Below are 16,608 nucleotides of genomic sequence, written 5' to 3' on the forward strand. Positions count from 1 at the left end.
CCTGTCAGTGACCACCGTCATGCCGGGTCGATCCCGACGAGCGGGGCGACCGCTCGACGGACCGCGTCCTGCACGGTGTCGGTCGGGGCTGAGGCGTCGACCACCAGGAAGCGCGCCGGCTCGGCCTCGGCCATCGCGAGGAAGGCCTGACGGACGGACTCGTGGAACGCCGCAGCCTCGGACTCGAGACGGTCGAAGGTGTCGCCCCGCGCCGCGGCCACCCGGGCGCGTCCGACGGTGACGTCGAGGTCGAGCAGGATGGTGAGGTCCGGTGCCAGACCGTCCGCTGCCCACTCCGAGACGGACCGGACCTGCTCGGGACCGAGGCCGCGCGCGACGCCCTGGTAGGCGACGGACGAGTCGATGTAGCGGTCCTGCAGGACGACCTCACCGCGTGCGATCGCCGGACGGACGACCGTCTCGACGTGCTGGGCTCGGTCGGCCGCGTACAGCAGCGCCTCGGCCCGGGGCGCGACGTGGCCCCGCTCGTGCAGGACCATCTGCCGGATCTGGACGCCGAGGTCGGTGCCGCCGGGCTCGCGGGTGCGGACCACGGTCCGACCGTGCGCACCGAGCCACGCCGAGAGCTGCTCCGCCTGGGTCGTCTTGCCCGCGCCGTCGCCGCCCTCGAGCGTGATGAAGCAACCGGTCACTTCTTCTTGGCCGCCGTCCGACGAGCCGGGGTCTTCTTCTTGACCGGCCCCTTGGCACGCTTGTCGGCGATGAGCTGGACCGCGCGGGCGTGGTCGACGGCCTCGACGTCCTCGCCCTTCGGGATGGTCGCGTTCGTCTCGCCGTCGGTGACGTACGGGCCGAACCGGCCGTCCTTCATCTTGATCGGCTTGCCGGACACCGGGTCAGCGTCGAACTCCTTGAGCGCGGCGCTCGCGATGCGGTTGCCGCCGTACTTCGGCTGCGCGAACAGCTCGAGTGCGCCGGGCAGGTCGATGTCGAAGATCGCGTCCTCGCCGGGCAGGGTCCGGGTGTCGGTCCCCTTCTTCAGGTACGGCCCGTACCGGCCGTTCTGCGCCGTGATGTCGTTGCCCGTCTCCGGGTCCTGGCCGACGACGCGGGGCAGGTCGAGGAGCTTCAGCGCGGTCTCGAGGTCGACGGTCTGCGGGTCCATCGACTTGAAGAGCGAAGCGGTGCGTTCCTTCGGCGCCGCGGCCTTCTTCGTCGTCTTCTTCGCAGGCGCCTTCTTGGCGGGGGCCTTCTTCGCGGTCGCCGACGCCGTCTCGCTCGTCGCGGTCGCAGCAGCCGCGTCGGCCACGGGGGCCTCTGCCGCTGCGGGCGCTTCGACGACCTCGCCGGTCTTCGGGTCCACGGTGGGTTCGGGCTCCGGGGTGCGCTCCGTGACGTAGGGGCCGAAGCGGCCGTCCTTCGCCAGGACCTCCTTGCCGGTCTCCGGGTTGATCCCGACGACACGGTCGCCGATCACCGGGGCGTCGACGAGTTCCTTCGCCTTCTCGACGGTCAGTTCGTCGGGAGCGAGGTCCTCGGGCACGTTGACGCGCCGTGGCTTCTCGGGGTCGTCGCTCGGCACCTCGATGTAGGGGCCGTACCGTCCGATCCGGAGCGTGAGGCCCGGAGCGAGCTCGACCGAGTTGATCTCGCGGGCGTCGATCTCACCGAGGTTGTCGATGACCGTCCGCAGGCCGCGCTGGTCGTCGTCGCCGCCACCGAAGTAGAAGCCCTTGAGCCAGTCCACCCGGTCGGCGTCGCCGCGAGCGATGCGGTCGAGGTCTTCTTCCATCTCGGCGGTGAAGTCGTACTCCACGAGCTCGCCGAAGTACTCCTCGAGCAGGCGCACCACGCTGAACGCGATCCAGTTCGGCACCAGCTGCGTGCCGCGGAGCGAGACGTAGCCGCGGTCGATGATCGTCGGGCTGATCGTGGGGTAGGTCGACGGACGCCCGATCCCCAGCTCTTCCAGCGTCTTGATGAGGCTCGCCTCGGTGAAGCGCGGCGGCGGGGTGGTGTCGTGCCCCTTCGCCTCGACGTCGGTGACCGCGAGGTGCTCGCCCTGGGCCACGTTCGGCAGGGCGACGTCCTGGCCCGCACGCTCGGACGACTCGTGGCGGTCCTCGTCACGGCCTTCTTCGTAGGCGCTGAGGAAGCCGCGGAACGTGATGACGGTGCCGGATGCGGTGAACTCGGCATCCGTACCGTTCGCGGTCGAGGCGATGCCCTCGACCGACTCGGTGGAGGAGATGCCGAGCACGATCGATGCGGTCGAACCCTTCGCGTCCGCCATCTGGGACGCGATGGTGCGCTTCCAGATGAGGTCGTAGAGGCGCCACTCGACACCGGTGAGGGTGCCCTGCAGGTCCTGCGGGGTGCGGAAGGAGTCGCCGGCGGGACGGATCGCCTCGTGCGCCTCTTGCGCGTTCTTGCTCTTGCTCGCGTACAGGCGGGGCTTGTCGGGCACGGTGGCCGAGCCGTACAGGTCCGCTGCCTGCTTGCGGGCCGCGTCGATGGCCTGCTTCGAGAGCGAGACCGAGTCGGTACGGATGTAGGTGATGTAGCCGTTCTCGTACAGGGTCTGCGCAGCGCGAGCCGTCTGTCGCGGGGACAGACGGAGCTTTCGCGCGGCTTCCTGCTGGAGCGTCGACGTGGTGAACGGCGCGGCGGGGCGTCGCGTGTACGGCTTCGAGTCGACGCTGCGGACGGTGGCGTCACCGGCGCGCTCGAGGACCGTCGTCAGCGACGCGGCAGCGGCCTCGTCGAGCCGGACGACGTCACCGCTGAGCGTGCCGCGGTCGTCGAAGTCACGGCCGGAGGCGACGCGGGTGCCGTGGATCCGGGCGAGTCGCGCCGAGAAGGAGGACTCGCCGGCCTTCTCGAACCGGGCGGAGAGGTCCCAGTAGTTGGCGGACACGAAGGCCAGGCGCTCGCGCTCGCGGTCGACGACGAGACGGGTGGCGGCGGACTGCACACGGCCGGCGGACAGACCGGGGGCGACCTTGCGCCACAGGACCGGGGAGACCTCGTACCCGTACAGACGGTCGAGGATGCGGCGGGTTTCCTGCGCGTCGACGAGGGCGGTGTCGAGCTCACGGGTGGCTTCCTGCGCGCGCTGGATCGCCTCCTTCGTGATCTCGTGGAAGACCATCCGCTTGACGGGGACCTTCGGCTTCAGGACCTGCAGCAGGTGCCACGCGATCGCTTCACCCTCGCGGTCTTCATCTGTTGCGAGGTAGAGCTCGTCGGCGTCCTTGAGGGCGCGTTTCAGCTCGGAGACGGTCTTCTTCTTGGCGTCGGACACGACGTAGTACGGCTCGAAGCCGTTGTCGACGTCCACCGAGAACTTGCCGAGGGAGCCCTTCTTGAGCTCGGGCGGCAGGTTCTTCGGCTCGACGAGGTCGCGGATGTGTCCGACCGAGGCCTGGACTTCGTATCCGTCACCGAGGTATTGCGCGATCGTCTTCGCCTTCGCAGGGCTCTCGACGATCACGAGCTTCTTCGTGCCTGGCACGTGTCTCCTTGATCGATGGTGCTGATCGGCCCTGGCCACGAGCGTGTCCGGGTCGACCGGGACATCGGTGACCGCGGGCCGACAGGCACACCATACACATAGTGTTCGGGCGGGTCGCCTGCCGGACCGGCCACCGCGAGTGCGCCGACGACGAACGGTCCGGTGCCCACGACCACGCGGACGCGGGCCGTGGTGGCGACGAGTTCGCAGGCGTCGAGGGCGGCCCCGTTCGCCGTGGCGATCCGGGTCGCGACCGCACACGGCTCCCCCGGTACCAGCCCGGTGGCGGCCGCCGCGGTGCCCACGGCGGCGGCGTCGGCGGCGCCCTGGGCGCGGAGGGCCTGCGTGCGGTGACCGGCGGCGGCGAGCGCCGTCGACCCGACGAGGACCCCCACGCCGAGGACCGCCACGAGCAGCACGGTCGCCGAGCCGCGTTGGCCGTCGGGGATCGTCACGTCACCCCCCTCGGGCCGCGGCGCACGCCGTCGCGGTCAGCGGGAGCGCCGCGAAGGGACCGGTCCCGCCGCGCGTGGCGTCGACGCAGACCAGGTCGCCGTCCGACCGGACGACGACCGAGACCCCCGGGGCGATCCGGTCGGCCGCGGACCGGCCCTGGTGCTCGTCGTCACGCCCGATCGCCCGGGCGGCGGTGGCTGCGGCGAGTTGCAGACGGCCCTGCGCGTCAACGACGAGGACGGCCGCGACGAGGGCGGTCAACACGATCGCCACCACGGGGAGCGCCACCGCGAACTCGACGGTCACCGAGCCGCGCTCACAGCGAGAGCGCGCCACGGACGAGGTCGGTGAGGATGGTCTGGACCTCGCCGGAGCGCATGACCGCGACGAGCACACCGGCGAACGCCACGGCGGCGAGGATGACGACCGCGTACTCGGCGGTGGCCGATCCCCGGTCGTCCCGCAGCCGGGACGACCACCGGGCGACGAGGCGACGCGGGCGACGGTGGTGGCGGATGGCCCGACGGGTGCGGCGGTCGGGGGATGACGTGGTGCTCATGGAGTCCGTCCTTTCTGTTCGGTGGGACCAGCGTGTCCTGGCCGGGGTGTCGCCGACGAGGCCTCGGCGCCATCTGTGGAGAGGTCACGCGGCCCCGCCCACCGTGGAGGAGAGGACCCCGACCACCACGGGCACCACCCCCACGAGCACGAACGCCGGCAGGACGCAGACCCCGAGCGGCAGCACCAGTCGAACCGCCAGTCGTTCCGCAGCCACGAGCCCGTCGGCAGCGGCCTCGTCGCGCACGTCCTCGGCGGCGCGGCGGAGCAACCCCGCGGCGGGCACCCCGGCGCGCCGGGTGAGGTCGAGTACCTCCCGCAGCCGGTGCACGTCCCCGGCGGGCGGGGCGGCTCCCGCGGACGCCTCGGCGACTGCCTGCCCGGCGGTGCTCCACGACCCGCCTCCGGCGACCGCCACGGCCCAGGCGTCGAGGAGCACCCCGGGGACTCGGCCGTCGGGGGTCGCGGAACGGACCAGCCGGGCGGTCCACCGTCGCCCGGCCAGCACGAGGGCCGCCGCGGTGCACGAGCACGCCCAACCGGCCGGTGAGCCGACCAGGACCTCGACGGCACCCGCACCCCAGGCCGCACCGAGCCCCAACCCGAAGAGCGGCAGCGCGAGCACGACCCGGGCGCTCGTCCGCGGTCCCGCCAGGGCGACCCGGATCGCCCGGTCCGATGCTGCGGCCCGCCGGAGCGCACCGGCGAGCCCGCGGAGGGTCTCCGCGACGGGCGCTCCCGTCCGGTCCGCCACGCGGAGGACGACGACGATGTCCTGCTGGGCGGGTCCTCCGACCCCGGGCAGACCGCCGACGAGCCGCCAGGCCCGGGGCGGCGGGACGCCTGCCGAGACCAGCGTCGCCACCCGGTCGAGCACCCCGGCCACCCGCGCCGGGCCGTCGGGTGTGGGTCGTCTCACCGCAGCCCGTCCACCGGGCGCACCTCGAGCCTCCCGTCCGGGCCGACGCACAACGTGCCCACACCACCGAGCCGTCGCTGGCCTGCTCGTCGCTCCACGTGCAGGACCAGGTCGAAGGCGCTGACGGCCTGCCGGGCGAGCGCCTCGGCACCGAGGCCGGCGAGTGCCCCGAGCGCTTCGAGGCGCGCGGCCACGTCGGCGATGCCGTTGGCGTGCACGGTGCCGGCTCCCCCGTCGTGCCCGGTGTTCAGGGCGGAGAGGAGTTCGCGGACCTCGGCGCCGCGGCACTCCCCCACGACGATCCGGTCGGGGCGCATCCGCAGCGCCTCGCGCACGAGCCGGTCGAGGCCGAGCGCGCCGACCCCCTCGGCGTTCGCCTGCCGCGCCTCGAGCGCGACGACGTGCGGATGAGCGATCCGGAGCTCGGCGACGTCCTCCACCGTCACGATGCGCTCGTCGACGGGGACGTTCCCGAGCATCGCCGCGAGCAGGGTGGTCTTGCCGCTGCCGGTCGCGCCGGTGACCAGGACGTTCCGGCGTGCAGCGACGGCGTCCTCGACGACCGACCGCGGGACGAACGCGAAGGTCCCGCCGCGTTCGAGGGTGGCGAGAGAGGGTCGATGGACCTGTGGCAGTCGGATCGACACGGCGGTGCCCCCGACGGACACCGGGGCGAGGACGACGTGGACCCGGACGCCGTCCCCGTGCCGGACGTCCGCGCACGGGGTGGTCTCGTCGACGTGGCGCCCGCCGAGCGCGACGAGTCGGGTCGCGAGTTCGCGGGCACGCGCCTCGGTCAGTCGCGGCTGGACGGCTTCGAGGCCGGTGCCGCGGTCGACCCACGTGCCCACGCCACCGACCACCAGGACGTCCGTCACGGTGGCATCGGCCACCAGGGCGGCGAGTTCCTCGAACTCGACGACCACGGACGCCCGACGACGAGCCGGCGGCGCTGCCCCGGGCAGGAACGGCGCCGACGGAGCATGCGCCCGCGCCGGTGCCGGTGCCGGTGCCGGTGCCGGTGCCGGTGCCGGTGCCGGTGCCGGTGCCGGTGCCGGTGCCGGTGCCGGTGCCGAGAACGCAGGCGATGTCGACGCGGAAGGCGCCGACGCGCGGGGAAGCAGTGGAGCACGGTGCAGGGGCATACCGCCGACGGTAGGGAGCACGTCAGCCCTCAGCCGGGATGGTCCCCACTTCTGTGGACAACGTCGGAGTGCCCCACCAACGGACCGGTTTGTCCCCCGAAACGGAAAGCCGTACCCCGGTCGATGATGCGACACCGACGCGCTCAGGGTCGCCCACCACCCCCGCTTCCCCCGGCCGGACTGTGCGTAGCACCTGCTACGCAAGAACATGCAGAATGCATGCACGAGCATGGACCGGTCTGTCCACGCGACCGGCGTCCCTGCGCGGATCGGGGCACACGGCGGAGCCCGACGAGCCACCATCGCTCGAGTCGGACCCCGGGAAACAGAAGAGGCGGCACCGGTTGGGGGGAACAGGTGCCGCCTTGACATCGAGGGATTGGGGGGAATCCGATTCGATGCCGCCGGAAACGAGTCCAGCGGGAACTACTGTACCCCACGATCGGCCCTCCAGGGCAACCCCGGACACGACCTCCGGGCGTGCCGCGCCCCGACCCGACCGAGGGGTAGTCTCCGGATGCACGCAGGCACCGGCGACGGATGCTCGCACGCTCCCGCCGCGGATGCACCCACGCATCCACGGCGGACGCACGCATGCATCCACGACGGATGCCACCAGAGGCCGCAACGACGCGAAAGGACATCGATGTCCACTCCGACCCAGACCGACCCCCGAGGCGACGACGGAGCGACCTTCGCACCGCCGCCCGAGTTCGTGGCCGACGCGGTCGCCGGCGAGGACCTCCACCACGCAGCAGCGGCCGACCGCGAGGCGTTCTGGGCCGAGCAGTCCCGCTCCCTGCTCGACTGGCGCACCCCGTTCACGCAGACCCTGGACTGGTCAGGCGCCCCGTTCGCGAAGTGGTTCGCCGACGGCACGCTCAACGTCGCCGAGAACTGCCTCGACCGACACGTCCGCGCGGGCAACGGCGACCGGGTCGCGATCCACTTCGAGGGCGCTCCCGGCGACACGCGCCGGATCACCTACGCCGAGCTGACCGCCGAGGTGCAGCGCGCCGCGAACATGCTCACCGACCTCGGCGTGGGCCAGGGCGACCGGGTGGTCGTGTACCTGCCACTCATCCCCGAGGCCGTCGTGACGATGCTCGCCGTCGCCCGCATCGGCGCCGTGCACTCGGTCGTCTTCGGCGGGTTCAGCGGGGAGAGCCTCCGTGCCCGCATCGAGGACGCCGGCGCGAAGCTCGTCGTCACCGCGGACGGCGGGTGGCGGCGCGGTGCCGTCTCACCGCTCAAGCCCGCAGTCGACGAAGCACTGACCGGCGAGGGCACCGACACGGTCGAGCACGTCCTGGTCGTCAAGCGCGGCGGCAACGACATCGCCTGGAACGACCGCGACGTCTGGTGGCACGACGAGCTGGCGAAGGCGGCGCCGACCCACGAGGCCCAGGCGTTCCCCGCCGAGACCCCGCTGTTCATCCTGTACACCTCGGGCACGACCGGGAAGCCGAAGGGCATCGTGCACACCTCCGGCGGCTACCTGACCCAGGCGGCGTACACGCACAAGAACGTGTTCGACATGCACCCGGAGAAGGACGTCTACTGGTGCACCGCCGACATCGGCTGGATCACCGGCCACTCCTACGTCGTCTACGGCCCGCTCGCCAACGGCGTCACCCAGGTGCTCTACGAGGGCACCCCCGACGAGCCGAAGCCCGGCCGCTGGTGGGACCTCGTCGACGCGTACGGCGTCACCGTCCTCTACACCGCACCCACGGCGGTCCGTGCGGCGATGAAGGCCGGCCGCGAGATCCCGGAGGCGCGCAGCCTCGAGACCCTCCGCTTGCTCGGCAGCGTCGGCGAACCGATCAACCCCGAGGCGTGGCAGTGGTACCGCCAGGTCATCGGCCACGACCGCACGCCGATCGTCGACACGTGGTGGCAGACCGAGACCGGCGCGATCATGATCTCCGCGCTGCCCGGCGTCACGAAGCTCAAGCCCGGCGCCGCGCAGACGCCCCTGCCGGGCATCGTCGCCGAGATCGTCGACGACGACGGCAACCGTGCCGACCCCGGCGAGAGCGGCTACCTCACGATCACCGAGCCGTGGCCGTCGATGGCCCGCGGAATATGGAACGACCCGGACCGGTTCGTCGAGACGTACTGGTCGCGGTTCCCCGGCCGCTACTTCGCCGGCGACGGCGCGCGGCTCGACGGGCAGGGCGACATCTGGGTGCAGGGGCGCGTCGACGACGTCATGAACGTCTCGGGACACCGCCTGTCGACGGCCGAGATCGAGTCCGCCCTGGTCGGCCACGAGGGCGTCGCCGAGGCAGCCGTGGTCGGCGCCGCCGACGAGACCACCGGGCAGGCCGTCGTCGCCTTCGTCATCCTGACAGCCGAGGCCGCCGCAGACGTCGACCGCGAGACCGCCTCCGCGGAGCTCCGCAACTGGGTCGGCAAGCGGATCGGCGCGATCGCGAAGCCGCGCCAGGTCATCATCGTGCCGGAGCTGCCGAAGACACGCTCCGGCAAGATCATGCGGCGGCTGCTCCGCGACGCGGCCGAGGGCCGCCGCATCGGCGACACGACGACGCTCGCCGACCCGACGATCATGGCGACCATCGCGGAACTCATGTAGTCCCGCCAGACGGAAGCAGGGCCTCCAGTCAGATCCGGACTGGAGGCCCTGCTCGCGTTCTGCGTTCGGCTGACGGTCCGTCAGGCGGTGAGCTCCACCACCAGCTCGACCTCGACCGGTGCGTCCAGCGGGAGCACCGCGACGCCCACCGCGCTCCGCGCGTGGACGCCGGCGTCACCGAAGACCTCGCCGACCAGGGTCGATGCCCCGTTCGCGACGCCGGGCTGCCCGGTGAACGACGGGTCCGACGCGACGAAGACCGTGACCTTGACGACACGGGCCACGCGGTCGAGCGAACCGGCGACCGACTGCACGGCGGCCAGGGCGTTCAGCGCGGCCACGCGAGCCTGCGCGGCGGCGGTCTCGGCGTCGACGTCGGTGCCGACCTTGCCGGTCACGGGAAGGGAGCCGTCGACGAACGGCAGCTGCCCCGCCGTGTAGACGTACTGGCCCGTCACGACGGCGGGCACGTAGGCGGCGACGGGCGCGGCGACCGCGGGGATCGTCAGGCCGAGTTCGGCGAGCCGGTCGGAGACGCTCATGCGTCGGCCTTGGGGCGCTTCAGGTAGGCGACGAGACCGCCCTCGGGCCCGGTGACGATCTGGACCAGCTCCCAGCCCTCGTCCCCGTAGTTGTTGAGGATCGCGGTGGTGTTGTGGATCATCAGTGGCGTGGTGAAGTACTCCCAGCGAGTCATGCGGTTCCTTGCCAGCCTTTCAGTCGGGGGTGTCGTTTAGGCTGCATCCTATGTCTGCCCAGAAGACGTCTGCATCGCGGACCAAGCCCGTCTCAGCAGTCGGCGCCTTCATCGGATTCGTCGGGTTCAGTGCCCTCGCCGGCCTGCTCGTCACGATCGGGGTCACCCCGGCCATCGCCGTCGCCGGTGTCACCACGACGTCCACCATCGGCGTGTTCGAGTCCCTGCCGGAGTACATCGAGATCGGGGACCTGCCGCAGCGCAACGAGCTGTACGCGTACTCGGGCGGCAAGTCAGTGCACTTCGCCACCCTGTACGACCAGAACCGCCAAGAGCTGAAGTTCGACCAGATCAGCGACCAGCTGAAGAACGCGGCGATCGACGGCGAGGACAAGCGCTTCTACGACCACGGCGGCGTCGACATGACGTCGCTCATCCGCGCCGGTGTGGGCAGCATCGCGGGCGGCCTCGGCGACTCGGGCGGTGGCTCGACGCTGACCATGCAGCTCGTCCGCAACATCAAGATGAACGAAGCCCTGAACCTCCCCACCAAGAAGGAGCAGGAGAAGGCCTACAACGAGGCCGTCGAACAGACCATCCCCCGCAAGCTGGAGGAGATGAAGCTCGCGATCGGGCTGGCGAAGAAGTACTCCAAGAAGGAGATCCTCACCGCCTACCTGAACATCGCCTACTTCGGCGACCAGACCTACGGCGTGCAGGCCGCGGCGCAGCACTACTACAACAAGAGCGCGACCGACCTGACCCCGGCCGAGGCCGCGTCGCTCATCGCGATCGTGCAGTACCCCGAGGCGCGCAACCTGTCGAGCCCGAAGAAGTACGACGCCAACGTCGCCCGACGCAACGTCGTGCTCCGTTCGATGTACGACCAGAAGAACCTCACCGAGGCCGAGTACCGAACGGCTCGCCAGTCGAAGCCGGCGGACTACGTGCACCTGACGCAGCCGTCGCAGGGCTGCCGCGCCTCGGTCGGCGACGGGTCGCAGTTCTTCTGCGACTACGCCAAGAAGGTCGTGCTCGAGATGTCGCAGCTCGGCTCGTCGCAGAAGGCTCGCGACACCGCGTGGCGGAACGGCGGCTACAAGATCCAGACGACGCTGAACATCGACCTGAACGCCGAGCAGAAGCGTCTCGTCAACACGTACGACAACAAGGCCGAGACGAACCTGGCCCTGGGCGCAACGCTGAACTCGATCGAGGCAGGCTCCGGCCGCATCGTCACGATGGCACAGAACAAGGACTTCGACGAGTCGTTGAAGTCCGCGCCGACATCGACGTCCCTGAACTACAGCGTCGACGAGAAGTACGGCAGCGCCAAGGGGTTCCAGACCGGCTCGACGTACAAGCTCTTCACCCTGCTCGCGTGGCTGCAGGCCGGGCACGGGCTGAACGAGGTCGTCAGTGGCGCGCCGCGTGACATGTCGACGGGGTGGACCCAGTGCGGCCAGCCGTACTACGTCGGAGGCGGATACCGGCCGAAGAACGACAGTCCCGGCGAGAGCGGCAACTACACCGTCGCCGCGGCGACGGCGCAGTCCATCAACCTGGCGTTCCTCAACATGGCGCAGAAGCTCGACCTCTGCGACATCAAGAAGGTCGCCGAATCCCTCGGCGTCCACCGTGCGGACGGCGGGGAGCTCCTCTCCAACCCGTCGTCGGTCCTCGGTATCAACGAGATCGCGCCCATGACGATGGCCGCCGCGTACGCCGCCGTCGCGAACAACGGCATCTACTGCAAGCCGATCGCCATCGACCAGATCACCTCGCCCTCCGGCAAGAAGCTCGGCGGCCAGACCAAGGACTGCAAGCAGGCGATCGATCCCGAGGTCGCCCACGCTGCCGTCTACGCCATGAAGGGCACGATCGCTGGCGGCACCGCTCGCGGCGCGCAGACCCCGGACGGCATGCAGCTCTTCGGCAAGACGGGTACGACCGACGACGGCAACCAGATCTGGCTGGTCGGCTCGAGCTCGCGCGTCGCCACCGCCTACTGGCAGGGCAACACCGACGGCAAGCTCACCAACCTCCGCAACTTCAGCAACGGGGTGAGCGGCACGTACGCCGCCAGCCGTGCGGACGTGTGGCGGCAGGCGCAGACGCCGGTCAACGCGATCTACCCCGCCGGTCCGTTCACCGACCCGAACAGCTCGGCGCTCCGCGGCAACGCCAAGGCACTGCCGAACCTGCAGGGCAAGACGGCTGACGAAGCCCGCGCGGCGATCTCGGGCGCCGGGTTCACCTACGTCGACGGTGGGGCGCGCCCCGGCCCGGGCAACCCCGGCTCCGTGACCTCGACATCCCCGGCGGCGGGTGCGCTCCTGTCCTCGGGCTCGAGCGTCACCGTCTACACGTCAGACGGCACGCAGGCGACCGTTCCGGAGATCGGCGGCGACTCCCTCGGGGACGCCCGCTCGGCCCTGAACGATGCCGGGTTCACGAGCGTCAACCTCGCCGACAGCTACGCCAAGGGCGGCGGTGGCAAGACCTGCAAGGTCGCCGCGGTCGAGCCGGCGATCAACGCCACGGCGAACAAGAACGACAACGTGACGATCCAGCTCTACGGCGACAAGAACGGCAAGGCGCCCAAGGACTGCAAGTGACCCGCGGTCGCACCGCACTCGGTGTCCTCGCTGCCGGCGCGGCCATCGGAGCTGCTTCGGCAGCGTGGGGCTCGCTCGTCGAGCGTCGTCGCTTCAGGATCCGGTGGGAGACTGTCCCGGTGCTCCCGCCGGGATCCCGTGACGTCACCGTCCTGCACCTCTCCGACATCCACATGGCCCCGTGGCAGGCCGACAAGCAGCAGTGGCTGCGCGACCTGAGCCTGGTCGAACCGGACTTCATCGTGAACACCGGGGACAACCTCGGCCACGCGACCGCGAACGCTGCTGTTGAGTACGCGCTCGAGCCGTTCCGCGGGGTGCCCGGTGTGTTCGCCTACGGGTCGAACGACTTCTTCGGGCCCTCCCCGCGCAACCCGCTCAAGTACTTCTCGGGGCCGAGCCGGATGCACAAGGCTGCGGAGCCCGTCGGTCTCGACATCGACCGGCAGACGGCGTTCTTCGAGTCGCTCGGCTGGCTCGACCTCAACGACCAGGCGCACGCGATCGAACTCCGCGGCTCCCGGTTCGAGCTGTTCGGCACCTCGGACGCGCATCGCGACTGGGACCGCCTCGACCTGCTCCCCACCAACGTCGACGAGATGCGCAGCGACGTGCCGTGGTCCGAGGACGAGGACGGCCCCGCTCCGGTCGCGATCGGTGTCACGCACGCGCCGTACCGTCGCGTGCTCGATGCCTTCGTGACCCAGGGTGCCGACATCATCTTCGCCGGGCACACCCACGGCGGTCAGGTGGCGGTCCCCGGGGTCGGCGCGCTCGTCACGAACAGCGACCTCCCCCGCCGGTACGCGAGCGGGTTGCACAAGTGGGAGCACCGCAACCACTGGTCGTGGCTCGAGGTCTCGGCCGGTCTCGGCACCTCGATCTACGCGCCCGTCCGGTTCGCCTGCCGGCCCGAGGCCGTCGTGGTCACCCTGACCGCACGGGCTTCCTGAGCCGACGCGCCCGGGAGTTCACCGGATGGTCGTGAGCATCCCCGATCATCGGATAGTATTGTCTGGTTGCTCCGGTACGGAGTGATCACACCACGGGGTGTGGCGCAGCTTGGTAGCGCGCCTCGTTCGGGACGAGGAGGTCGCAGGTTCAAATCCTGTCACCCCGACACTGTGTTGAGACAGTACGAAGAAGGCCCTGGTTCTCCGGAACCAGGGCCTTCTGCTTTCCCCGGGTGCATCTCGGCCGCCCGATGGGTCGCACGACCCAGTCAGCCGGTCCCCGCCCCATCGCGAGCAGCCCCTCCCGCTACGCTCGCAAGCGCCATGCAGAACGACCATCCCCTCGCCGCCGTGCTCGTCGCGATCGCCGCCGAGTTCCCCGACATCGCGGACGACCCGGCCCTGGCGCAGAGCCTGACCGAGAACGTCTCGTCGATGATCGCCGAGGCCCACGAGCGCTACGCCGCAGGGACCGACGGCAGCGTCGTGAGCCACGCGTTCCTCGACCCCGAGCACCTGGCGACCGGCAGTCTGCACGCCGAGCACGCCCAGCACCCGGCCGGCGCCATGCTCGCGGCGGAGATGCTGTTCGACGCCTACCTGCCGGTCTTCGTCGACGAGGTCGGCGCGGCGTCCACCGCCGAGGTCCTGCGCGCCACCAGGGCCCTGCACGCCGGCATCTGGAGCCGGTTCCCGGCCGGGGCGGTCGCGTACACGGAGGCACTACGCCAACGCCTCACCACGGCGCACCTGGACTCCCGGACGCAGATCGCGCGTGACCTCCACGACCGCGTCGCCCACGGCATCCTCGCCGGGCTGCAGCGCCTCGACCTCGTCCTGCTGACGGATCCACCGGCGGACGAACGAGCCTGTCAGCTCGACGACGCAGCGCGGTTGCTCCGGAGCGCACTCGGCGACGTCCAGGACCTCGCAGTGAGCCTGCACGCCCGGGTCGGGGACGCCCTGCTCGACGACGCGCTCCGACGGCACGTGCGCGATCTGTTCCCCGACGACGACCTCCTGTCCATCGAGTCGACGGGTGTGGCCGGTCCCCTGCCGAACTGGCAGGCCGAGGAAGCGCTGACGATCCTGCTCGAAGCGCTCACGAACCGCAGCAAGCACGCTCCCGGTTCGACGGCTTCGGTGCGCTTCCTCTGGTCACCCGCAGCACTGGTGGTGACGGTCGCCGATGACGGACCGGGGTTCGACGTGCAGAGCGACGCCGACGGCCGACTCGGCCAGCAGACCATGCGCGAGCGGGCAGGCGTTATCGGAGCACGGTTTGAGGTAGAGAGTGCACCCGGTTCCGGCACGACCGTCCGACTGACCATCCCGAGGGGCACCCTGTGACCGTCACCCACGTCGCCATCGTCGACGACCACCGGCTCTTCCGCGAAGGACTCGCCACGATCCTGGCCGCGGTCCCCACGATCCGCGTCGTGGCGCACGGCGAACGACCGTCGGAGGTGCTCGACTCCCCCGAGGCCGCCGCGATCGACGTCCTGCTGCTCGACGTGGAGCTGGACGGCCCGCCGGCACGGACGACGATCGCCACGGTCCGCCGGACCCGCCCGGACATCCGGGTGGTGGTGCTCACGATGCACCGGGATGCCGTCCTCCGCCGGACCCTGCTCGATGCCGGCGCGGTCGACTTCGTCACGAAGGACACCCCGAGCCGCGAACTCGTCGACCGGATCGCCCGGGCAGCCCACGCCGATGCGGCACCCGTCACGTTCCCCGTCGACCTGGTGACCGAGGCCCGAGCAGGCTCACCGTTGAGCGACCGCGAGCTCGAGGTCCTGCGACTCCTCGCCGCCGCGCGCACCAACGCCGAGATCGCCGCCGACCTGCAGCTCGCGATCGGCACCGTCAAGCGGCACGTCTACAACGTCTTCCGCAAGCTGGACGTCGGTTCCCGCGTCGGGGCGGTCGCTGCAGCCACGCGCCTGGGCCTGCTCAGCTGAAGCGCCACGGAACTTCGTGAGCAGCAATGGTCGGGTGCCCAGTGGACACCCGACCATTCCTGCTCACGAAGCGACCTAGACGGAGACCGACGCACCCGCGGGCACGAGCTTGCCGGCCGCGTGCAGCCCGGCCACGACGTCGAGCGCCTGGTGCCGGTACCGTGCCTGCGCGGCACCGGGCGAGACGATCACGCCGTTCGCCCCGGTCGACGCCACGAGTGCGTTGATCTTCTCCGCGACCTGCTCGGCGTTGCCGTAGGCCTGACGCTCGGTGCGGGCCGCGATGAACCGACGCTCGAGGTCGTTGAACTCGTACGCGCGCGCCTCGTCCATCGACACCGGCTCGGGCTTCCGGCCCGAGCGCATCCGGATGAAGGAGATCATGCCCGGTGCGCTCTGCTCGTCGATGACGGCGGGGTCCTCGTCGGTGACGACCTGCACACCGATCAGCGCGTTCGGCGTCTGGCGGAAGCGCGACGGACGGAACGAATCGCGGTACAGGGCGAGTGCCGCCTCGGTGTTGTCCGACGCGAAGTGGTGGGCGAAGGCGAACGAGATGCCGAGCGCACCGGCGACCTGGGCGCTGTAGCCGGAGGACCCGAGCAGCCAGAACTCCGGCACGTCGCCGTAGCCCGGAACGGCGCGGATGCCGGCGAGCGGGTTCTCCGCGCCCATGCCGGTGAAGAACCCGATCAGGTCGGCCAGGCGGTCCGGGAAGTCGTCGACGTCGAGTCGGTCGGTGCGGCGGAGGGCCATCGCCGTCGCGCCGTCGGTGCCGGGAGCGCGCCCCAGCCCGAGGTCGACCCGGTCGCCGTACAGCGCACGGAGGGTGCCGAACTGCTCGGCGACGACGAGGGGCGCGTGGTTGGGCAGCATGACCCCACCGGATCCGATGCGGATGGTCGAGGTGGCCGCGCCCACGGCGCTCAGCAGCACCGCCGGGGCCGAGGAGGTGATGCCCGGCATCCCGTGGTGCTCGGCGACCCAGAACCGCTCGTACCCGAGCTGCTCGGCGTGCACGGCCATGTCGATGGACCCCTGCAGGGCCTCGGTGTTGGACTGGCCGTACTCGCGGGTGGCCAGGTCGAGGACGGACAGGTGCAGGGTGTCGTCGGTCATGTGGTCACCAACGCGCGTCGACGCACGTGCATTCCTGTGCACGCGACGGACTGGAGGCCCGTGGCGGCGCCGCCACGAGCCTCCAGTCCGTCTGCTGGGTGCGGA

The 16,608-nt window shown here is 70.9% G+C and carries 15 protein-coding genes and 1 tRNA gene; 6 read left to right on the forward strand and 10 right to left on the reverse strand.

What is annotated here, in order from left to right; translation table 11 throughout:
- Nucleotides 1-17: 17 nt before the first annotated feature.
- The 7 genes from tmk to HP445_RS08870 form a co-directional block, all read right to left on the reverse strand.
- A complete protein-coding gene (gene tmk / locus HP445_RS08840) occupies nucleotides 18-653 on the reverse strand; it encodes a dTMP kinase (protein WP_128781022.1) in 636 nt (211 codons plus the stop codon).
- Entirely contained in the window at nucleotides 650-3,475 is a 2,826-nt protein-coding gene (topA, locus tag HP445_RS08845; protein ID WP_128781021.1) for a type I DNA topoisomerase, read from the reverse strand. Before topA ends, tmk begins: the two co-directional genes overlap by 4 nt.
- Nucleotides 3,451-3,930, reverse strand: coding sequence for a hypothetical protein (locus HP445_RS08850; RefSeq protein ID WP_110863361.1), 480 nt, complete (start codon nucleotides 3,928-3,930; stop codon nucleotides 3,451-3,453). Before HP445_RS08850 ends, topA begins: the two co-directional genes overlap by 25 nt.
- A 1-nt stretch (nucleotide 3,931) precedes the next feature.
- Nucleotides 3,932-4,237 (reverse strand): TadE family type IV pilus minor pilin, encoded by a 306-nt coding sequence (locus HP445_RS08855; protein WP_164941211.1) that lies wholly within the window; start codon nucleotides 4,235-4,237, stop codon nucleotides 3,932-3,934.
- A 10-nt stretch (nucleotides 4,238-4,247) separates the two neighbouring features.
- The gene (locus tag HP445_RS08860) at nucleotides 4,248-4,490 is read right to left on the reverse strand and encodes a DUF4244 domain-containing protein (protein ID WP_175330804.1); all 243 of its coding nucleotides are present in this window, start codon (nucleotides 4,488-4,490) and stop codon (nucleotides 4,248-4,250) included.
- An 84-nt stretch (nucleotides 4,491-4,574) separates the two neighbouring features.
- Nucleotides 4,575-5,408, reverse strand: a complete 834-nt coding sequence (locus HP445_RS08865) for a type II secretion system F family protein (protein WP_164941210.1) — start codon at nucleotides 5,406-5,408, stop codon at nucleotides 4,575-4,577.
- Nucleotides 5,405-6,334: a TadA family conjugal transfer-associated ATPase gene (locus tag HP445_RS08870; protein ID WP_110863365.1), complete on the reverse strand. Its 930-nt coding sequence runs from the start codon at nucleotides 6,332-6,334 to the stop codon at nucleotides 5,405-5,407. Before HP445_RS08870 ends, HP445_RS08865 begins: the two co-directional genes overlap by 4 nt.
- A gap of 865 nt (nucleotides 6,335-7,199) precedes the next feature.
- On the opposite strand from HP445_RS08870, the gene acs reads away from it, so the two are divergent.
- The gene (acs, locus tag HP445_RS08875; RefSeq protein WP_128781019.1) at nucleotides 7,200-9,152 is read left to right on the forward strand and encodes an acetate--CoA ligase; all 1,953 of its coding nucleotides are present in this window, start codon (nucleotides 7,200-7,202) and stop codon (nucleotides 9,150-9,152) included.
- Nucleotides 9,153-9,232: 80 nt separating this feature from the next.
- Here the strand turns inward: acs and HP445_RS08880 are convergent, their stop codons facing one another.
- On the reverse strand, nucleotides 9,233-9,694 hold the full coding sequence (locus HP445_RS08880; protein WP_111235575.1) for a RidA family protein: 462 nt from the start codon (nucleotides 9,692-9,694) through the stop codon (nucleotides 9,233-9,235).
- A complete protein-coding gene (sp36, locus tag HP445_RS08885) occupies nucleotides 9,691-9,849 on the reverse strand; it encodes a Sp36 family protein (protein ID WP_017888699.1) in 159 nt (52 codons plus the stop codon). The genes HP445_RS08880 and sp36 overlap by 4 nt, the downstream gene beginning before the upstream one ends.
- A gap of 50 nt (nucleotides 9,850-9,899) precedes the next feature.
- On the opposite strand from sp36, the gene HP445_RS08890 reads away from it, so the two are divergent.
- The 5 genes from HP445_RS08890 (at nucleotide 9,900) to HP445_RS19155 (ending at nucleotide 15,384) form a co-directional block, all read left to right on the forward strand.
- Nucleotides 9,900-12,467 carry a transglycosylase domain-containing protein gene (locus HP445_RS08890; RefSeq protein WP_128781017.1) on the forward strand — a complete coding sequence of 856 codons (2,568 nt, stop codon included), beginning with the start codon at nucleotides 9,900-9,902 and terminating at the stop codon, nucleotides 12,465-12,467.
- Nucleotides 12,464-13,420, forward strand: a complete 957-nt coding sequence (locus HP445_RS08895) for a metallophosphoesterase (RefSeq protein WP_128781016.1) — start codon at nucleotides 12,464-12,466, stop codon at nucleotides 13,418-13,420. The genes HP445_RS08890 and HP445_RS08895 overlap by 4 nt, the downstream gene beginning before the upstream one ends.
- A 93-nt stretch (nucleotides 13,421-13,513) precedes the next feature.
- Nucleotides 13,514-13,587: transfer RNA gene (locus HP445_RS08900), tRNA-Pro, on the forward strand.
- A 157-nt stretch (nucleotides 13,588-13,744) separates the two neighbouring features.
- Complete coding sequence (locus tag HP445_RS08905; RefSeq protein WP_128781015.1) at nucleotides 13,745-14,770, forward strand: sensor histidine kinase; 1,026 nt, start codon at nucleotides 13,745-13,747, stop codon at nucleotides 14,768-14,770.
- Nucleotides 14,767-15,384 carry a response regulator transcription factor gene (locus HP445_RS19155; protein WP_111046814.1) on the forward strand — a complete coding sequence of 206 codons (618 nt, stop codon included), beginning with the start codon at nucleotides 14,767-14,769 and terminating at the stop codon, nucleotides 15,382-15,384. The genes HP445_RS08905 and HP445_RS19155 overlap by 4 nt, the downstream gene beginning before the upstream one ends.
- Before the next feature lie 75 nt (nucleotides 15,385-15,459).
- On the opposite strand, the gene HP445_RS08915 is transcribed toward HP445_RS19155, so the two are convergent.
- Nucleotides 15,460-16,503, reverse strand: a complete 1,044-nt coding sequence (locus HP445_RS08915; RefSeq protein WP_111022275.1) for an LLM class flavin-dependent oxidoreductase — start codon at nucleotides 16,501-16,503, stop codon at nucleotides 15,460-15,462.
- Nucleotides 16,504-16,608: the final 105 nt, after the last annotated feature.

Source organism: Curtobacterium flaccumfaciens (assembly GCF_013359815.1).
Lineage (GTDB): Bacteria > Actinomycetota > Actinomycetes > Actinomycetales > Microbacteriaceae > Curtobacterium > Curtobacterium flaccumfaciens.